Origin of the sequence: Paenibacillus sp. UNC451MF, assembly GCF_000686845.1 — a bacterium.
GTDB lineage: Bacteria > Bacillota > Bacilli > Paenibacillales > NBRC-103111 > Paenibacillus_S.
Genome location: NZ_JMLS01000013.1, coordinates 144,049 through 162,405 on the forward strand (window position 1 = coordinate 144,049; position 18,357 = coordinate 162,405).

At 47.2% G+C, this 18,357-nt stretch carries 17 protein-coding genes; 10 read left to right on the forward strand and 7 right to left on the reverse strand.

Features of this window, described 5'->3' with window-relative positions:
- Positions 1-22: 22 nt before the first annotated feature.
- Genes BP97_RS0115850 through BP97_RS36470 form a run of 4 tightly spaced genes read left to right on the forward strand, consistent with a single transcriptional unit; the run spans position 23 to position 4,479 of the window.
- Positions 23-1,006: a hydroxyacid dehydrogenase gene (locus BP97_RS0115850; protein ID WP_036745974.1), complete on the forward strand. Its 984-nt coding sequence runs from the start codon at positions 23-25 to the stop codon at positions 1,004-1,006.
- 18 nt (positions 1,007-1,024) lie between these two features.
- Positions 1,025-1,870, forward strand: coding sequence for a sugar phosphate isomerase/epimerase family protein (locus BP97_RS0115855; RefSeq protein WP_028549977.1), 846 nt, complete (start codon positions 1,025-1,027; stop codon positions 1,868-1,870).
- A 3-nt stretch (positions 1,871-1,873) separates the two neighbouring features.
- Positions 1,874-3,271 carry an enolase C-terminal domain-like protein gene (locus BP97_RS0115860; RefSeq protein WP_051620633.1) on the forward strand — a complete coding sequence of 466 codons (1,398 nt, stop codon included), beginning with the start codon at positions 1,874-1,876 and terminating at the stop codon, positions 3,269-3,271.
- A 23-nt stretch (positions 3,272-3,294) separates the two neighbouring features.
- A complete protein-coding gene (locus tag BP97_RS36470) occupies positions 3,295-4,479 on the forward strand; it encodes a Gfo/Idh/MocA family protein (protein WP_051620634.1) in 1,185 nt (394 codons plus the stop codon).
- A 277-nt stretch (positions 4,480-4,756) separates the two neighbouring features.
- On the opposite strand, the gene BP97_RS0115870 is transcribed toward BP97_RS36470, so the two are convergent.
- Positions 4,757-6,790 (reverse strand): penicillin-binding transpeptidase domain-containing protein, encoded by a 2,034-nt coding sequence (locus BP97_RS0115870; protein ID WP_028549979.1) that lies wholly within the window; start codon positions 6,788-6,790, stop codon positions 4,757-4,759.
- Between the two features lie 456 nt (positions 6,791-7,246).
- Complete coding sequence (locus tag BP97_RS0115880; protein WP_231506317.1) at positions 7,247-8,200, reverse strand: helix-turn-helix domain-containing protein; 954 nt, start codon at positions 8,198-8,200, stop codon at positions 7,247-7,249.
- A gap of 186 nt (positions 8,201-8,386) precedes the next feature.
- Between BP97_RS0115880 and BP97_RS0115885 the strand changes: the two genes are divergently transcribed.
- Positions 8,387-9,127 carry a ThuA domain-containing protein gene (locus BP97_RS0115885; protein WP_028549982.1) on the forward strand — a complete coding sequence of 247 codons (741 nt, stop codon included), beginning with the start codon at positions 8,387-8,389 and terminating at the stop codon, positions 9,125-9,127.
- Positions 9,128-9,458: 331 nt separating this feature from the next.
- Here the strand turns inward: BP97_RS0115885 and BP97_RS38865 are convergent, their stop codons facing one another.
- Positions 9,459-9,923, reverse strand: coding sequence for an aminotransferase (locus tag BP97_RS38865; protein WP_156043228.1), 465 nt, complete (start codon positions 9,921-9,923; stop codon positions 9,459-9,461).
- A gap of 291 nt (positions 9,924-10,214) precedes the next feature.
- On the opposite strand from BP97_RS38865, the gene BP97_RS0115895 reads away from it, so the two are divergent.
- From BP97_RS0115895 to rlmD, 4 genes are all read left to right on the forward strand, one after another.
- Positions 10,215-10,505 (forward strand): YerC/YecD family TrpR-related protein, encoded by a 291-nt coding sequence (locus BP97_RS0115895; protein WP_028549983.1) that lies wholly within the window; start codon positions 10,215-10,217, stop codon positions 10,503-10,505.
- A 419-nt stretch (positions 10,506-10,924) separates the two neighbouring features.
- Positions 10,925-11,689: a sirohydrochlorin chelatase gene (locus BP97_RS0115900; protein WP_028549984.1), complete on the forward strand. Its 765-nt coding sequence runs from the start codon at positions 10,925-10,927 to the stop codon at positions 11,687-11,689.
- A gap of 37 nt (positions 11,690-11,726) precedes the next feature.
- A complete protein-coding gene (locus tag BP97_RS36480) occupies positions 11,727-12,710 on the forward strand; it encodes a diacylglycerol kinase (RefSeq protein WP_036745975.1) in 984 nt (327 codons plus the stop codon).
- On the forward strand, positions 12,691-14,298 hold the full coding sequence (rlmD, locus tag BP97_RS0115910; protein ID WP_081824214.1) for a 23S rRNA (uracil(1939)-C(5))-methyltransferase RlmD: 1,608 nt from the start codon (positions 12,691-12,693) through the stop codon (positions 14,296-14,298). The genes BP97_RS36480 and rlmD overlap by 20 nt, the downstream gene beginning before the upstream one ends.
- Positions 14,299-14,555: 257 nt before the next feature.
- Here the strand turns inward: rlmD and BP97_RS40230 are convergent, their stop codons facing one another.
- From BP97_RS40230 to BP97_RS0115925, 3 genes are read right to left on the reverse strand one after another with little or no spacing between them, the layout of a single operon-like run.
- Complete coding sequence (locus BP97_RS40230) at positions 14,556-14,729, reverse strand: hypothetical protein (protein WP_156043229.1); 174 nt, start codon at positions 14,727-14,729, stop codon at positions 14,556-14,558.
- Positions 14,722-15,762, reverse strand: coding sequence for a hypothetical protein (locus tag BP97_RS0115920; RefSeq protein ID WP_028549986.1), 1,041 nt, complete (start codon positions 15,760-15,762; stop codon positions 14,722-14,724). The genes BP97_RS40230 and BP97_RS0115920 overlap by 8 nt, the downstream gene beginning before the upstream one ends.
- 30 nt (positions 15,763-15,792) lie before the next feature.
- Positions 15,793-16,251, reverse strand: a complete 459-nt coding sequence (locus tag BP97_RS0115925; RefSeq protein ID WP_028549987.1) for a hypothetical protein — start codon at positions 16,249-16,251, stop codon at positions 15,793-15,795.
- A gap of 96 nt (positions 16,252-16,347) precedes the next feature.
- On the opposite strand from BP97_RS0115925, the gene BP97_RS0115930 reads away from it, so the two are divergent.
- Complete coding sequence (locus BP97_RS0115930) at positions 16,348-16,785, forward strand: helix-turn-helix domain-containing protein (protein ID WP_028549988.1); 438 nt, start codon at positions 16,348-16,350, stop codon at positions 16,783-16,785.
- Positions 16,786-17,025: 240 nt separating this feature from the next.
- Here BP97_RS0115930 and BP97_RS0115935 read toward each other — a convergent pair whose 3' ends face one another.
- Complete coding sequence (locus BP97_RS0115935; protein ID WP_028549989.1) at positions 17,026-18,249, reverse strand: site-specific integrase; 1,224 nt, start codon at positions 18,247-18,249, stop codon at positions 17,026-17,028.
- Between the last annotated feature and the right edge of the window lie 108 nt (positions 18,250-18,357).

The following is an 18,357-nucleotide window of genomic DNA, read 5'->3' on the forward strand; positions in this document are numbered from 1 at the left end:
GACGGAGAGGCGTGAATGGATCATGACCAAATTAGGAGTGTTAATGCCTGTTAGTATGCAAAAAGCTATATTTTCGGAAGCCAGCCGCAAAGAGCTTGAATCGATCACACAAGTGCAATGGAATCCAACCGATGTACAGTTTAACGATGAAGAAGCAGCTGCATTTTTGCAGGATTGCGAAGTGTCTGTTGGATCCTGGAGAACACCTAAACCTTCGAAAGCCATATTAGACGCGTGTCCTTCTCTCAAACTGTGGGAGCATGCCGCCGGATCTGTCAAAGGCTTTTTTACTGACGATTTGCAAGGTAAGGATATTATGATCGCTTCCTGCGCCCCGGCCATCGGGAAGACCGTTGCTGAAATGGTGCTTGGTGAAATGATCATTGGATTGCGCAGAGTGATTCCGAATGCCCAAACGAACCAAACCGAGTTCAGACAACCCGTACCCAATAAATTGTACTTGGCAGCTGCCACTATCGGAATCATTGGTGCTTCCCAGGTAGGGCGGTACTTCCTGCAGCTCGTACGTCCCTTCGGCCCACAGGTGCTGCTCTACGATCCATTTATAACGCATGAAGCCGCAGCAGAGCTCGGAGCAACGAAGGTCGATTCGTTAGTAGAGCTGTGTAAGCAATGTGATGCTATCACGATGCACACGCCAATGACGGACAGCACGCGTCACATGATGGGCGCTAACGAATTCCAAGCAATGAAAGACGATGCCATTTTTATCAATTCCTCTCGCGGAGGCTGCATCGATGAGAAAGCATTGATTGCTGAGCTGGAGAAAGGACGTCTGTTTGCTTTTCTTGATGTATCCGATCCTGAACCTGCAGAGATGAGCAATCCGATCCGCACGCTGCCTAATTGCATCTATACTTCCCACTTGGCTGGTGGCCAAAGCTACCATATCGGTAATCAGGTCGTTGAAGACGTAAAGGCTTATTTGAATGGTTCCAAACCGAAAATGGTCGTTACTTGGGATATGCTGGATCGTTTGGCATAGCCGTTGGAGGAAAAATAGATGAATTCCATGCTATATACACTTTTCCCTAAGTTTTTCCAAAGCTACGATGTGAACCAGCTTGCTGCCGTTGCACGCGATAGCGGATTCGATGCGGTTGATTTGGTCGTTCGCGACGGATATTGGGTAACCCCAGAACGATTTGCAGAAGAAGCTCCAGCCTTTGTGCAGGCCATGCAGCGCAGCAACGTGAAGGTGGAGTTCGCAACAACCGGCTTCTCACCGGAAATGCTCGCTCAAGATGATACGCCTTTGAGGGTCATGTCCGATATTGGCATCCGCAGTTTTCGCATGTCGTACTTTTCGTATGATGAGCACGAGCACTTGTTTACTCAAATGGAAAAGGCACGGGCCTCCATGCATCAAATGGCTGAGTTATGCGCGAAATACAACATCAAAGCGGTCTATCAAATTCACCACGGGGATCGTATGCTCATTCACCATGCGTATGCTGCTCTATCTCTGGTGGAAGGACTGCCATCGGAATATGTAGGCATTATGCCGGACCCAGGCAACCAGTTTCATGAAGGAACGGATAACTGGAGAAGGGCAATAGGGACGTTAGGAAGCTATCTAGCTGGTATGGGGATGAAGGATGCCCAGTACGTATTCAATCCAGATAACAAGACCGCTCCGAGCAAAGGCTGGAGCAAACAATGGACACCTTGTCAGAACGGTGTGACGAATTGGCATGTCATCGCGAAGGCACTGCACGAAGTGAAGTTCCAGGGAGTGCTCAATTTCCAGCCTTTCTACCATAGCAGCGATTTGGAGCTACTTATTCCTGCTCTGCAAGCAGAGGTTGCCTACATCAAGAAAATCATGAATGAGGCGGGGGTAAGCTGAGCCATGAAGCCGTATGATATAGCTATAACGGGATTGCAGTTGTATGAGCTTCCTGTACAGACCCGTGTTCCTTTGAAGTTCGGAGCGGAGGTGCTCACTACTGTAACCTGCGCGAGAGTATGCATTCAGACAGAAAATCGCCGTGGCGAACGTGCCGAAGGCTGGGGGGAAACACCGTTAAGTGTGCAGTGGGTGTGGCCGAGCTCACTCAGCTATGAAGTGCGCGAGCAGGCGTTGAAGAGCATTTGCCGGCTCATCGCCGAAGACCTATCCCAGTGGAAGGAGCAGGGGCATCCGTTTGAGCTAGGTTCGTTGTATCAGAAGCAGCGGCTGCCTGGAGTGGTAGATGCTTTTAACGCAAGCTCCGGTTTATCAGAACCCGTACCCTACTTGGCGGCGCTCGTCTGCTTCTCCCTGTTTGACATTGCGCTTCATGATGCTTATGGACAAACAAATCGAGTCAACACCTATGAGACCTACAACAGCACCTATATGAACGACGATCTGTCCGCTTATTTGGAGCCTGCAGCTGGGTCATCCGTTAGCTTTGAGGGATTATACCCGGAGAGTTTTTTCAGCATTCCTTCCCAAAAGGAACTGGTCACTTGGCATTTGGTTGGCGGCAAAGATCTGCTGTACCGGGATGAATTGACCGGAGACGAACTCGATGACGGCTATCCTTATACGTTGGAGGATTGGATTGAACGCGACGGCTTGCAATGCTTGAAAGTCAAGCTGACAGGCAACGATACGGCCTGGGATTACACACGGCTTGTCCAGGTGGGTGAAATTGCTTTAGCAGGGCAAGTTGTATGGTTGACCGCCGACTTCAATTGCCAAGTGACCGATTGCAGTTATGTGAACGAGATATTGGATCGTTTAATGCAAGAGCACCCGGACATCTATAAAGCGATATTGTATATTGAACAGCCGTTCCCTTATGATTTAGAGGAGCATCAGCTCGATGTCCGCAGTGTCAGTGCCAGAAAACCATTGTTCATGGACGAAAGCGCTCATGACTGGGAGCTGGTTAAGCTGGGGAGGGAGCTTGGGTGGACCGGCGTTGCGCTCAAAACGTGCAAAACGCAAACAGGAGCTTTGCTTAGCTTATGCTGGGCCAAGGCTCATGGTATGACGCTGATGGTCCAAGATTTAACGAATCCGATGCTGGCGCAAATCCCTCATTTGCTGCTAGCCTATCATGCAGGTACAATTATGGGAGTGGAAACGAACGGGATGCAATTTTACCCAGAAGCCTCTCATTACGAAGCCCTGTTTCACCCGGGATTGTATCAGAGGCAAAAAGGTAAAGTGCAGCTAGGCAGTCTAACAGGTTACGGATTCGGCTATCAAGTCGAGCAAATCGCCAGACCTCTCCCGAAGCCCACTGTATGCTACTAGACAGCGGAAAGGCGGTGTAGCCGATGGAAGGAAACGCTAAGGTGAACATCGGAATTATTGGAATGGGCAATATGGGCAAGCTTTATTACGAGCAGTTGTCTCATATGGAACATTGTCGGGTTGTTTCCATTTGGAGCCAAAAGGAAGAAAAAGTAAGTAAACTAGCCGCCGAATACGGTGTACAGGGTTTTACCGATTATATCGAGATGCTCGATGCCGGCAATTTGGATGCGGTTATCGTAGCTACTCCCCATTATCAGCATACAACGGTAACCATCGAGGCGCTGCGCAGAAACATTCACGTTCTCGTGGAAAAACCGGTAGCGGCCCATGTGAATGACGCTCAGCGTATGATTGCAGTCTATGAGGAGCAAAAAAAGCTTACGCCGGATCTGGTGTTCGCTGCGATATATCAACAGCGCACAACACCTCAATGGCAGTATATCCAACAGGTGGTGCAGGACGGCAAGCTCGGGAAATTAATGAGGTTTGCTTGGTTTAACACAAACTGGTTCCGTCCTCAGGCCTATTTCAATGTGGGCAATTGGCGGGGAACATGGAAAGGTGAGGGCGGCGGGGTGCTGTTAAATCAGTGCGCGCACAATCTGGATATGATGTGGTGGCTGTTTGGACTCCCCCAAGCTATTACTGCTACAGCTTCCTTCGGGAAGTACCATGATATTGAAGTCGAGGACGAAGTGCATGCTATTCTCGAATACCCAGGGGGCTTGATGGGGAGCTTCATTGCCTCTACGTCGGAGTGTCCGGGCACAGATCGATTGGAGATTGTCGGTGAGTACGGAAAGCTTGTGTATGAGCATAAAAAAGTGACGTTATACCAAAACACCGAATCTGCGCTCGACTATATCCAGCATGCCAAGCAAGCATTTGGTACTGTAAAGCATGATGTAGCGGAGATCGCATGGGATAACTGCACTGGACCGGGCCATGAGCGTATTTTGGCGGATTTCCTCCAAGCTATCGCAGAAAAGCGGGAGCCCTTGGTTCCCGCGGCAGAAGGGCTGAACTCGCTCATGATCATCAATGGAATGGTGCTGTCCTCCATACGCGAGAGCAAGGTGCGTCTGCCATTAGACGGCAATGAGTATGACCAGGAGTTGCAGAAGCTTATTCAGAATTCTACTTACCGAAAACCGGACTCGAACCATGATCATGTAACGGTGGATGTGAAGGATTCGTTTCGGTAGTGGGTGATATAAAGAAGAAACGGCTTTTAGGCCGTTTAAGTGTCGAGAACCAGTAAAACTCGAAATATTGCAATCAATACTTCGGTGGGGTATGCCCCTCCAGCCGCTGTTGAAACCCGTGAATTCGATTAGAAATTATAGGTATATTCACGGGTTTCAAAGGCGGACGTAAACTCTTCCGGAGCATACCCCACCTGCTTATATTGCAAATTTCTCGAAGTAACAGGTTCCTAGACAGACGAAGAAACGGCTCTAATCAGCCGTTTCTTCTTTTATATTATGAGGTTTTAATATAGGACTTAAATAAGGTCTTTATTTTCTCGCTCAAATAATGGCTTCCACCGCGCTCTTGAACTTGCTCCACCATCAGGGCAACCAACAGTTGAGGGTTGTCAGTGTTGAAGGCGACGAACCAGCCGTTCTCTTGTCCGGCGACGTCTTTTTTCTGCTTCAACTCGGCGGTACCGGTTTTACCTGCCAGTCTCGTGCCTTTGATCATCGCGGCATGGCCTGTACCGGCCGGATTTTCGATCACCTCAACCATTTTATCGGTCACGGTTTTAACGACATCCGGATCAAGCAATCCGCTTTTCCAAGGTTCAGGCTTCGCTCCTTCACTCAAGATCAAGCTTGGCTTCAGCATCGTCCCATTGTTCGTAAACACGGTGTAGGTCGTTGCTACATGAAGCGAATTCATGACGACCTCCCCCTGACCATAGCCGGAGTCGGCTAATTGAATGTCGTTCTTCATCTTCGGTGTGTTGGAGAGCGATGAAGCATCGAACGCAAGAGGGAGGGGGAGTTTTTCCCCGAAGCCGAACTTGCTTGCATCCTGCATAAATTTTTGCTCGCCCATCTCAAGCGCCACCTGAGCGAAGTAGATGTTGTCCGAATACATCATCGCTTTGGACAAATCGACCGCGCTTTGGGATACCGATACCCGGGATACGTAATAATTACCCCATGAGGAGTCCTTCTTCCAAGTCTTTCCGACAATTTCTTTCGTCGCATTCGGATCAAGAGCATGCTCCTGCAATGCGATGGCTGCCGTAATAGGCTTAAAAGCGGAACCTGGTGCATACGCTCGGGCAAAACGGTTCAGCAGCGGCTTATTAGGATCATCCGTCCAAGATTTCCATTGCTCGGCGGTTACCCCGCTAATGAATAAGTTAGGATTATATGACGGAGCGCTAACTAGGGCTAGCACTTCACCTGTCATAGGATGGAGGGCGGCGCCAGACCCGGAATCTTTGGCGAGCTGACGATACAAGTCAGACTGAAGCGCCGAATCGATCGTCAGCTTTACGTCCTCACCATTCACCGCTTCACGGCTTGCTAGAGTGGCTTTTTCTTTGCCATCCGCATCGACGATATAAATACGGCCTCCGTCTTTTCCACGCAGCGTGGATTCCAAGGAAAGCTCCAGTCCGGTCTTGCCGATCCAGTCATCGGCTGTATACCCTTTATCCTTGTACTTGGAGAGCTCCTCTGCGCTTAATTTGCCTATGTAACCAACCAAGTGTGCAGCGGCATCTTCCAGAGGATATGAGCGCACTTTCTTAGTTCGATAAGTTACGCCTGGGATCGTCGTAAGAGCTTCGAGCCGTTGATCTCCTTTGGGAACGATAGTCACTGGAACGAAGAAATCCGGTTTTACCCATGTGGCTTTAAGCAGATTTTGAATCGTTTTTGGGTCCAGCTTCAGCAGGTCGGCCAGCTTTTGAACCGATTCGTCTGTAGATTCCGGCAGCTTCTTAGGGATAATTCCAAGCTCCAGCTTGTCTTCATTGATAGCCAATCCGAAGCCTTGGCGGTCCAAAATTTCTCCACGCTCAGCTTTCGTATCCTCAACTCTGACTTTATCCTTGTCTCCCAATTTGGGATGAATATAGGTGGAGTCCCATTGAACTCTCCAATTCACATCTTCTTTGACTACAAGCGCGTTCTGATCATATGAAATAGGTCCATAAGTGCTGTTCAGATTCACATGCAGCTTGTAAGTCTTTTTATCTTTGACTTTTCGGGAATCATCCTGTTCTACAGGCTGCCATTGAATGGAAAAGTCACTCGTCCCGATACCTTCATAGATCGATTTATGACGGGTGACGAACGTAATCGCGTCGATTTTTTGTTTGGATTCTGTAGATAGCCATTCATACATGGCTTCGTATTGCTGTTGCTGCCACGCGTTCGTGAACGATTGCATCGCTTCATCCGGATTCGGTTCATTTCCTTTGCAACCTGCCAGAGCGATCAAAACGCAGGTCAGCGCAAATAAGCGGCCCCATGCCGCGATTCGATTTTTTTTCATACTTCACCATTCCCTTGCATTTCCGTTACCTTCTTATTGTATAGATAAATTTGGCAAGGATGAATGGCTGCACTCTGATAATCCCCTCATAGCCGACTGATACGCAGACATAACAAAGAAGGGGATACGTTCCCATTCCAGATGAAGAGAAACCATAGAAGTTTCAGAATTGTACACGGTACTCCGGTGGGTATCCTCCTCTAGCAAGGCTTACGAAGCAGTCATGGCTACGCAAAGCGAGTCTGTCGAGAAAGTTGTTGCTTTGGGAAATATGCTGTATAGGTAGGTGGGTTATGCCTCGCATGAGTTTACGTCCGCCTTTGAAATCCGTGAATATATCACTAATTCTAATCAAATTCACGGGTTTCAAAAGCGGCTGGGGGTATATCCCACTGGAGTATACTAACAATATTTCAAGTTTTAGAGGCCTCTCATCCATCTGATGAGGAAGTCCCCTTACATGATATGAGCTGCTTGCTCAATCGAGCTATCGCCCCGCATCCGCTGCTTGAACTCCTTGGGGGAGCACTGGTTGTGGCGCTTGAACAGCTTGTAAAATTGGGCCATGTTCGGAATGCCGACTGCATCACCGATTTCAATAATGCTCACATCCCGGGTGAGAAGGAGCCGCTCGGCTTTTTTAATCCGTTTATAATTCACGTAGTCAACAAACGACATGCCCATGACCTTTTTGAAATATTTAATGAAATAGTGATAGCTCAAGTTGAGGACGGCGCACGCCTGCTCGATAGCGATCTTTTCACCTAAGTGGGCATCCACATAGTCCAAGGCGGGTTGAAGCCTCATCAGCTCAGCGTTATCGGCTCCTTGCAGCAAATCCCGGCTGTCGTGACGAAGCAGCAGCAGGAGCAGCCTGCGGATGGAAGCGCTTATCGCGAGCTCGTAGCCTTTGGCCTTGTCCTGGGTTTCATGGTAAATGTCCATAATGAGGTCAAATGCTTGTCGCTGCACATCCGGCTTCTCTCGAAAAATATAGTTCAACTGCCCGAGAGGTCGTCGTACCTCGCTAAAATAAGATAAGTAAGGCATCGTGCTTTCGTCAAAATGCTGAGATAAATCGAACTGGCATACAATATAGCTGAGCGGCATTGGAAGCTCTTTCCTCGTCCTGTGAAGCTGTGAGGACCCAAATAAATGGACATCGCCCGTCTGCAGCAGTCTTGTATCATGCTTCGTCTGAATGCCTAATCCGCCTTCGGTTAGAATGAGAAACTCGACTTCTTTATGGTAATGCCACTTATATACTTTCGGAATGGATATGGTAGTTCCCGGACTTTCGATCTGCCATATTTTCAGGCGAAGCAATGGATTCTGGTAGTCGACGAGCTCATTAAATATAACGGTTTCCGTATCGTCCCATTTCGTCATGCGCTGGCCGTAAACCCCCATTCCCATAAAAAGGAAGACTCTATTGCATAATATAGAACAACGATTTCATAAGAGTAGTATAGCATGTTTGGAAAGGACATGGCACATTTGCATATAGATGCGGCAATATTGAGAATATCTTTTTACGGTGGGCATCTTATATAATCAAGGTAACAAAAAGACATAACTATGGAGGTATTAGGTCCCATGAGTCAAAAGCTGCGAGTTACGGTCTGGAATGAATTCCGTCATGAAAAAGAAAACGAGAAGGTTCGTTCCGTTTATCCAAACGGCATCCATCAAGCTATTGGTGAGGGTTTAGGAGCTGAAGTGGAAGTATCTTATGCCACATTGGATGAGCCGGAGCATGGGCTGACCGAGGAAAAGCTGAACAATACGGATGTTCTTATTTGGTGGGGACATAAAGCGCATGGTGCGGTTGAGGATGCTATCGTAGAACGCGTCCAAAAGCGGGTGCTGCATGGCATGGGCTTGATCGTCCTGCATTCAGGCCATTTCTCCAAAATTTTCAAAAAGCTGATGGGTACCTCCTGCGACCTGAAATGGCGCGAAGCCGATGAAAAGGAACGTATTTGGGTTGTAGCTCCAAGCCATCCGATCGTGGAAGGCATTGGACAATATATCGAGCTGGAAGCGGAAGAAATGTATGGTGAGCACTTTGATATTCCAGAGCCGGATGAGCTGATTATGGTCAGCTGGTTTGAAGGCGGGGAAGTATTCCGCAGCGGTTGCACGTTCCACCGTGGTCAAGGGAAAATCTTTTATTTCCGTCCGGGTCATGAAACGTACCCTACTTACTACAATGAGCAAGTGCGCCGTGTGATCCGCAATGCAGCTCAATGGGTGGCTCCATCGACACGCGAGTATCCGGTTTACGGCAACCATAAGCCGTTAGAGCCGATAAAAGCAAAAGTACAGCAGGGGTAAGTCAGCGTATGCTGAAGAATCTTTGAGGATGCTATGCCAACTAGAATCTACTCACTAAAATAACAAGTCCGGTCGGAGATTTAGTCGCTCTTGGCCGGGCTTTTTTACAGTTCTGTAGGACACGCCTGAAGTGAGTTGTGGCGATGAATACAGATTAGCAGGGTGGAAATGAAGCCGATAAGCCCCAAAATACGGCTGAAGCCAGGTATATAGAGACATTTTGGCAAATAACCGTTTATATCGGGCTATATTTGGTTAAACAGATAAAAGAGCCGCCCGGCATTCGGTGCAGCTCTTTTTTCATCATGGATAAGCTCGTTATGGTACGGCTTTATCTGGGAGTGCGCCGTTTGACCCGAGTCTTTTGCACAGGACGGTTTTTGCGTCTGCGGCGTTTCCTGCGTTTGGGCGATGCGTCCAGACTATCTCCATCTTTCTTTTTTCCAAGATTACCCATCAGCACCTTGACTAGCGGGGCCACTTGTTGTACGCTTTGCACCATGCGCTGTACTTTGGTCATCGTGTCCACAATGCCTTCGATACCGCCGAGACGATCGATAATTTGCTTGATTTGTCCGAGGTTGAAGTTGCTGCTGCCACCGCCTGATCCGCCAAACAGAGACGTTATTCCGCCTCCGCCGGAGGGATTCGCGGGGACAGGAGACTGCGCATAGCTGTTGATTTCCATGCCTGGATACTGAACGGGGTATTGTCCTCCTTCAAAGAGAGAACCCGATTGATTAAAGCTTCGCATCGGCGCCCCTTGGTTTCCGATAGTTGGTTTTTGATAACTCACGGGTTTCACGATCCTTTGTTTTGGATTTCTAATCACGAAATGCCGATCTGGTTGATTGTATGAGATGACACAACCGATTGGGCATAGACGTTTTACCTAATTTAGTCTATGTCATAGGCAAATGGATGGATTGGACTCCTGTCACGGGTTTACCATGTTTTCGAGATTTTACCTCATTACCGCATAAAAATAGTAACGAATTGCTAATCTAAAGGGAGGATTTCCTCCGTTGGTGTCGAATAGATTGACTGTAGGAATGTTAGCAGACCATCATAGGGGTTGAACGAAAAGATGCAATTAAAAAAGTTAAATGATAAAGCGATCGATCAACTGTTCGAAGCGGTCCTGACGCTTAAAGATATTGAAGAATGCTACGTGTTTTTTGATGATTTGTGTACGGTGAACGAAATTCAATCCTTGTCCCAGCGTTTGGAAGTTGCCCGAATGCTGCGCAAAGGCAACACATATAACCAGATCGAAGCGGAAACCGGTGCCAGCACGGCTACGATTTCTCGCGTCAAGCGTTGCTTGAACTACGGGAACGATGGTTATAAAATGACGCTGGAGCGTCTCGGACGCTAGCGAATGCGTAAGCTTGGTCGCAATCCTTCCCGATCGTAAGATGGGAGGGATTTTCTTCGTGTACAAAAAGCCGCACTGCCGGGCTTTGCAAAATGCCGCCAAAGCATGTTTTGGCGATGAATCCATGCGAGAAAAGTCCAGTTTGTGGACAAAGTGAGCATCATCCCAGTCTGTCCGCTGATTAGACAAAGTTGCCGTCCAAAGAGGCAACGGATGCGGCGGGAGTGTGCTATAATAGGACAAAGCTGTGTAATACTGGATGGAAGGACACCGTTGCGCCTTCTTTTTTACCAGATAGGGAATGTAAAGCTCAATAAAAAAACTTTCCTATTAGCGATAAAAACTTCCGCCAAACGCGGTCGCTCATCTAGGTTTGGACGTCGATAGACGTTTTTCTCACGCGGGGGAGAGGATATTCGGTGGTAAAATACGGCATATTAGTCATAAGTCACGGTTCCCGCAGCGAAGAATGGGTTCGTCTAGTGGATGAGGCAGTCAATGCGATGCAGGTGCCGGAACATGTTCCGGTATATTCTTCTTTTCTCGAAATTGTGGAGAAACGGCTTATCCAGGACGGGATTACTTATCTGGAAGCTCAAGGGGTGACGGACATCATAGTCGTGCCGTTATTCGTTTCTTCAGGTAGTACGCATATCGACGAAATCAGCTATGCACTAGGAGTGAAGCCGGAGCCTGTGCTTCCGACAGATATGCTTCCTTTTGCAGTGAAGGCTAAAGTGCATTTCACATCACCGATCGATGATGATCCGGATATAGCAGCCATCCTATATGAAAAAATGAAGCCGCTGTCAGTTGATCCGACCCGGGAAATCGTTCTGTTGGTTGGACACGGCAGTGTAGAACAGGGGTTTTATGAGCCCTGGCTCGGAGGTATGCAGAAGCTGGCACAGCGCATTCAAGCGATGGGCGGCTTCGATGAAGTGGGTACGGCCATGCTGCTGCCTGACCAGATTCAGAGTAAGCTGACCGAGTGGAGCGAGTGTAAACCGCATCATACCGTGCTGGTAGCTCCGCTGTTTCTTAGCGAAGGGTACTTCACGAACGAGGTGATTCCTTCTCGTATGCAAGGCTATACATATAAATACAATGGGAGATCGCTGTTGCCGCATCCGCTGCTGACGCGATGGATGGAACGGCAGGCAGCTTCTTACTTGGAGTGGTAACCATGCAGCAAATCGAGGCGAACGGGTGAATATAGGAATGACCAAACGTGCAAGACTGATATATAATCCAACTTCCGGTAGGGAAGAAATGAGAAGGCGGCTGCCTGAGATCTTACAGCGGCTGGAACGCGGCGGCTTGGAGACGTCCACACACGCCACGATAGGCGAGGGAGACGCTACATTGGCAGCGGCAGACGCTATCGAACGCGGCTTTGACGTCATCATTGCGGCAGGCGGCGATGGCACACTGTACGAAGTAATCAACGGTATGGCGGAAAAGCAGTATCGCCCTCCTCTCGGTATTTTACCGCTAGGGACGACGAACGACTTTGCCCGGGCGCTTAATATTCCGCGCAGCTGGGAAGGTGCAGTCGATGTCATTCTCCAGCAGCATACGAAGGTCATCGACGTCGGCAAAATGAATCAGCGCTACTTCATCAACATTGCCGGCGGAGGCTCTATGACAGAGCTGACCTATGAGGTACCGAGCAAGCTGAAGACGATGATCGGCCAGCTGGCCTACTATATGAAAGGGCTGGAGAAGCTTCCGCGGCTTCGCCCAATCGAGCTGTACATTCGGACGGATGAAACGGAGTTCCATGAGGAAGTCATGCTGTTCCTCATTTCGAACAGTAATTCCGTTGGAGGCTTCGAGCGCTTAGCGCCGGACGCTTCCCTTAACGACGGACTGTTCGATGTCCTGATCCTGAAGAAGTGTAACCTCGCGGAATTCATCCGCGTTGTAACGTTGGCGCTCCGAGGCGAGCACTTGGGCGACCCGAATATTATTTATCTTCAAACACGCAGCATTCAAGTGACCTCTCCAGACTATGTGCAGATCAATCTGGATGGCGAATTCGGCGGCACCCTGCCGTGTATCTTCACGAACTTGCCGTCTCACCTGCACATCTTCGTAGACGAAAGCGGTCAATCGGTATATAAAACAAATCCTTTGCAGCAAATCAAGCTGCCATGGAAAATGAAATCTGGAGTGGACGGAAATGAGCACGAAGAGCAATAACGGAAGTAGAAGGCCGCAAGGTAAGGGACGTCAGCAGGGCGGAGCGAGGGAACAAGGTGGTTATCGTACTTCAGGGAGAAGAGCGGTTAGTCCTGCACCAGATCTGAGCGGCCTGCCTGTGGTGAAGAATGAAGAATATGAAGCCGATATTGTCGGCATCGGGCACGAGGGAGAAGGGGTAGGCCGTGTGAACGGCTTTACCCTTTTTATTAAGGGAGCGCTGCCGGGCGAGCGGGTGCTCGTCAAGGTGATGAAGCTGAAGAAGCAGTACGGCTACGCCAAGCTGCTGCGCATCTTGAAGCCAAGCCCAGACCGTATCGAAGCACCCTGTCCGATCTACAGCCAATGCGGCGGCTGTCAGCTGCAGCATCTGAGCTACGAGGCGCAGCTCCGCTTCAAGCGGCAGCTGGTGGTGGACAACCTGGAGCGGATTGGCAAGCTGAAGGTTGCTGGAAGTGACGACATGTTCAAGGAGCAGAGCGTAGAGAATGGGTGGGTGGATAACGAAGACACCGAGGATAAGGGAATCCTCGTTCATCCGACGCTGGGCATGGCTGAACCTTGGCGTTACCGCAACAAGGCGCAGGTGCCTATCGGCTTCGAGGCGGCTTCCGCCGACAGAGAGGGTGGCCTGGTCGGGGGCTTCTACGCCCAAGGCAGCCACCGGATCATCGATATGGATGCGTGCCTCATTCAGCAGGAGAACAATGACCTCGTCGTAGCCGAGGTCAAACGCATCGCCCGTGAGCTCGGCATCCGAGCTTATAATGAGGAGAACCACAAAGGCTTGCTGCGCCACGTCGTGGCGCGTTATGGCTTCAATACGGGCGACATTATGGTCGTCCTCATCACGAACGGCGAGAGCCTGCCGCACGTGGACGAGCTTGTCGGCCTGCTTCGCCAAGCAATCCCTGGCATCAAAAGCATCTGCCAGAACATCAACAAAGAGCGGACCAACGTCATCTTCGGCGACAAGACGAAAGTGCTCTGGGGCGACGATGTGATCTACGATACCATCGGAGACATCCGATTCGCGATCTCCGCACGATCGTTCTATCAAGTGAACCCCGTACAGACTGAGGTGCTGTACGGGAAGGCACTGGACTTCGCCGGCTTGAGCGGCGAAGAGACCGTGATCGATGCCTACTGCGGAATCGGCACGATCTCGCTGTTCTTGGCGCAGCGCGCGCGCCAAGTGTACGGCGTCGAGATCGTCGGCGAAGCGATCGACGATGCTCGGCGCAATGCCCAACTGAACGGCATCCGCAACGTTCAGTTCGAGACCGGCGCGGCCGAGGTGGTCATCCCCGAATGGCGTAGGCAGGGCATCGCCCCCGACGTCATCGTGGTTGACCCGCCGCGCAAAGGCTGCGACGCCGCGCTGCTCGACACGATCCTCGAGATGCGTCCATCTCGAGTGGTGTACGTGTCGTGCAATCCCTCGACTCTGGCGAGGGACTTGCAGGTGCTCGCGGCGGGCGGCTATTCCACCGTCGAGGTTCAGCCGGTGGATATGTTTCCGCATACGACACACGTTGAAAACGTCGCGTTGCTTCTGAAGACTGATACAGATGCTAAAACTCATTGATATATAAGGGTTAATTGGTTGATACAGTGTGTTCGGAGCTAGTATAACAGAGGCGTTTTTGATGGGTTGCCGTAAAATTGCCGTAAAACTGCAGGCATTGGTGTAATAACAGAGCATAAAGAAAAGGAAAAGACGCTGGGATGAGGATTATTCCAACGTCTTTTTGTCTGCTTGCTTGGCATCAAATGTGAACAGACTCAACTTATCGGCAACGGCTTGGTTGGTGTCTTATGACAAAATCCCCCAATATTTAAAACTTATTTTTTGCGGTTCTTTAATACCATTTTAACTATTTTATAAATAATAGGGGCTGCAGCCACTATTATTGCTCCAATCTTTCCAGAATCATTTCCCACTTTAGTTTTACAGTAACTACATTTACCTGTTAATCCTTTTTCAAGTGGTCTTCCACATTTTGAACATCTATTCATTGATAAAAACTCCTTGAGATAGAAGTGAATGTCCTTTAATATTTAATGCCAATGTTTTTTTATTCTGAAATTCGATCTCGTCAATTTTTTCTTTCATTATTGCTAGTGCTTTATCTGGATTCTTGTACCATATTCTATCAGTAGGAAGATCAGCCCTATAAGGAATGTATTCAGATAATTTATTACATATAGCAGCGTAGCGAAGTAGGTTCGTTTGAAAAGGTTCAAATGATTTTTTAAGAGATCGATACTCTTCCAGCTCTTCGTAAGATAATGACAGATAATACGTTGAACTAACAATCGCCTCAATAATTTCTTGTATTTCCTTATATAACGAATTATTCTTTGTGGTTCTGTTCTTCTGAATTAATGCTTCCCAATATATTTTAAGGCTAGTATCCGGTAAGTCTTCAACAAGACGGAGTTTACTTTCAAGAGAAAGCATTAATTGTCTCCTTCCCTCATTTAATCTACTCACCGTCATTTGTAATAATGCTTTTCTGTTTTCTTTGTTTTCTGCTAATATAGCTTGATTATACGTGTCCTCAGCTCCTTTAATTATCCCTAAACGATCTGTACGTTGGCCGTCAAGGATGTCTAGTACATTTTCACGTATCGCTTCAAGCTCATTAAGTATATTTGAAAGAGAAGATTGGATAGCAACCTTACTCATATCGCAATATTGCTCTGGTTGTATCTCTTCTAATCTTATTTGACAAAGAATTTTTCCCTTACTATCCGTTACAGAAGGTAACAACCGTCCAAGGTCATCTGATTTAAGTTTTGCTGTTCCGTCTGTAATTTTTGTAAGTATGTCAGGAGGGATAATGATTTTATAGAGTTCATTTGCACTTATTTCTTTTTTTATTTCCATAAATGAAGGAACTCCATTCAAAGCTCGTATAAATTTTTCGACCTTTTGATCATATCTGGTGTTGCTACTTACTTTAGATTCAGTAAGTAAATTGCTATCCTTCACAGAGATTTTATTCAATGATTTATTAATATTTAGTAGATCCACGCTATTATTCATAAGGATAGAATCCTCCTCGTTAGGGCACGTTTATTTGTGTTTACTTCCTTTGATCAATTGGGTGGCCATTAATCCTAGAGCAGTCCCTGCAATTGTAACTCCTTTAATTATCTTTCTTTTTCGGTCCTCTTTCTTCTTCTCACTTTCTTCAATTTTGTTTGTAATATGATTTATTTGTTCAATGACAGATTTTCGTTCTTCCAATGTTAAAACTTCCTTCGAAAGAGCAGTTTGCAAACGATTTAGAGAATCTATTATATCGACACTCTTTTTGTTCTTCGCTTTCCTCCGTTCATTAAGTTCTGAAATAATTTCTTTAAACGTTGCGGTAAACGCAGGAATATTACTGATAATCTCCTCATTAATTTTTTTTTCTAAAAAAGGATATGAAGCAAGATATTGCTTGACTTTAGTCTTTGTAGCGAGTTCCATCCAATCCTGAATATCAAAAAGTCTTTTTACCGTTTCGGTAGTTATTTTATTTACCATTTATTCACTGCTCCTCTTTATCAACCCTTAATATTAATATAAACTGAGAATGATATAGATTGGTTTACTAAATGTAAACTCGTTGGAGGAAGTTGGATGGAAAGAAGGGGCATTGACTCAAATTCTACTACAAAACGATTAGGTATAGATGATCTAAAGTCATGGTTAAGTGGGAAACGAGGTCGAATTGAATCAATTGCATTTCATCGCTTTCTTCAGAAAGAAATAGCTAAACGAGATATTTCAGGTGCTGAAATACTCAAAAAATCAAATTTAAATAAGAATACATACTATGCAATTTTACGTGGGGAAAGAAAACCATCACGAAATAAAGTAATTCAGTTAGCATTTGGATTGGGTTTTAATCCAGAAGAAACTGATGATTTATTGTGGAGAGCTGGGTATGCTTACCTAGATAATGTAAACAGTTTTCGAGATACAATTATTAGGACATGCCTAGAAAATAACCACAATATTGATGTCACGGAGAGTTTGCTACAGGAATTTGAGGAGGAACTATTTGTAAATGATTAGTTGGACGACATTATATTCCTTTTCTTGTCTCGATACGTATCAAAAATGTCGTATTGCTTGTAAGGGTTGGGATAGATACTAAAATCCATTGATACATAAGCGTTCATAGACTGATACAGTGTTTGTGGAATTGGTGAAACAGAGGCACTTTCGAAGAGTTGCCGTAAATCTGCCGCAAAGTTACGTGTAAAAGCAGAATAACATAGCATAAAAGCAAGGAAAAAGACGCTGGGAGAAACATTACCCCAACGTCTTTTTATCTGCTTGCTTCGCATCTATTGGGAACAGATTTTCGAACTTATCGGCTGCGGCTTGATCGGCGGAACGGAGGGCATGTCCGTATATGTTCATTGTGGTTGTGATGCTGCCGTGTCCAAGCCGCTCAGAAATAACTTTTGCATGAACTCCTTGATTAATCAGCTGCGTTGCCGATGCATGGCGAAGGTCGTGGAAACGCGTATACCGGAAATCGTTTTTCTTTACGAATTGCCGAAACCACTGGTAAGGGCTTTCGTGGTGAAAAGCTAAACCGTCCTCATGGGCGAATACAAAAAAGTATTCACCGCCCTGCCACGCGTCACCAATTTTATTCCGCTCCTTAACCCGGTAAGCGTAATAATCTCGCAAATCCTCCAGTACTGGGCGGGGGAGCGCAATTTTTCGTTTGGAGTTTTTTGTCTTAGGTTCCTTCACGATGACTTCGCCTTTCAAAGAAATAGCAATGCTTTGCTGTACATCGATAACGCCATTCTTCCAGTCGATATGCTTCCACTCTAGCCCAAGCAATTCACCGCGCCGCATCCCTGTGGTTAAAGCCAGCGTTATCATCATTCGCCAATGGAGTGGCTCTTTCTGAAGGGCTTGTAACATGGCTTTTATCTCTTCTTCATCGTACGGGATAATCTCCTTATATGTTACTTTTGGCTTTTTCACTTCCGCTGCTGGATTTTCTTTTATAACTTTCCACTCAACCGCGCGAGAGAAGATGTTTTTTAATATCCTGTGATTCATTTGGATTGTTCCAGACGATAAAATGCCGACCTTATTGTCTTTGCGGCTTCCCTCTTTCCCTAACGAGTCGAGAAAATCTACAATGTGCAATGGCTTTATATGATCGAGTTGCAAATTTCCGAATGCAGGCAATATGTGAGTATTCAGATTCACCATATATGTGTAGAGGGTCTTTCGTTCAAGCTGCTTGTCCGCATATTTCTCTTTCCATAACTCCACAAATTGGCTAAATGTTAGCTTTGCGGGTGCTATGTAGCTCCCCGCTTCGACTTCTTCTTTGAATTTAAGCCATTCTTGTTCCAAGTGCATTTCTAGACGCTTGGGCGCTCGTAAGATGCGCTCGTCTTCTACCACGACTGTTTTTGTGCGCCGGGTGTATTTGCCGTCCACACCGCGTCCAAGGCTGATGGTAAGTTCCCATGAGTTACTGCCGCGTTGACGATAGTTTGCCATTATGCTTCACTCCTGTTTTCATCGAATAATGAAATGATGGCATCCCGCTCCTGCCGCAATGTCTCAATGCGGGTCATAACGATTTCCTGTTCTCTAGTAGTCATGTAC

Bases quoted from the DNA above. Each gene is read 5' to 3' on its own strand.
- BP97_RS0115925 (WP_028549987.1), bottom strand. From the start codon at position 16,251: ATGGTAAATAAAATAACTACCGAAACGGTAAAAAGACTTTTTGATATT.
- BP97_RS36470 (WP_051620634.1), top strand. From the start codon at position 3,295: ATGGAAGGAAACGCTAAGGTGAACATCGGAATTATTGGAATGGGCAAT.
- BP97_RS0115930 (WP_028549988.1), top strand. From the start codon at position 16,348: ATGGAAAGAAGGGGCATTGACTCAAATTCTACTACAAAACGATTAGGT.
- BP97_RS0115855 (WP_028549977.1), top strand. From the start codon at position 1,025: ATGAATTCCATGCTATATACACTTTTCCCTAAGTTTTTCCAAAGCTAC.
- BP97_RS0115920 (WP_028549986.1), bottom strand. From the start codon at position 15,762: ATGAATAATAGCGTGGATCTACTAAATATTAATAAATCATTGAATAAA.
- BP97_RS0115860 (WP_051620633.1), top strand. From the start codon at position 1,874: ATGAAGCCGTATGATATAGCTATAACGGGATTGCAGTTGTATGAGCTT.
- BP97_RS0115870 (WP_028549979.1), bottom strand. From the start codon at position 6,790: ATGAAAAAAAATCGAATCGCGGCATGGGGCCGCTTATTTGCGCTGACC.
- rlmD (WP_081824214.1), top strand. From the start codon at position 12,691: ATGAGCACGAAGAGCAATAACGGAAGTAGAAGGCCGCAAGGTAAGGGA.
- BP97_RS0115895 (WP_028549983.1), top strand. From the start codon at position 10,215: ATGCAATTAAAAAAGTTAAATGATAAAGCGATCGATCAACTGTTCGAA.
- BP97_RS40230 (WP_156043229.1), bottom strand. From the start codon at position 14,729: ATGAATAGATGTTCAAAATGTGGAAGACCACTTGAAAAAGGATTAACA.
- BP97_RS36480 (WP_036745975.1), top strand. From the start codon at position 11,727: ATGACCAAACGTGCAAGACTGATATATAATCCAACTTCCGGTAGGGAA.
- BP97_RS0115885 (WP_028549982.1), top strand. From the start codon at position 8,387: ATGAGTCAAAAGCTGCGAGTTACGGTCTGGAATGAATTCCGTCATGAA.
- BP97_RS0115880 (WP_231506317.1), bottom strand. From the start codon at position 8,200: ATGGGGGTTTACGGCCAGCGCATGACGAAATGGGACGATACGGAAACC.
- BP97_RS0115850 (WP_036745974.1), top strand. From the start codon at position 23: ATGACCAAATTAGGAGTGTTAATGCCTGTTAGTATGCAAAAAGCTATA.
- BP97_RS0115935 (WP_028549989.1), bottom strand. From the start codon at position 18,249: ATGGCAAACTATCGTCAACGCGGCAGTAACTCATGGGAACTTACCATC.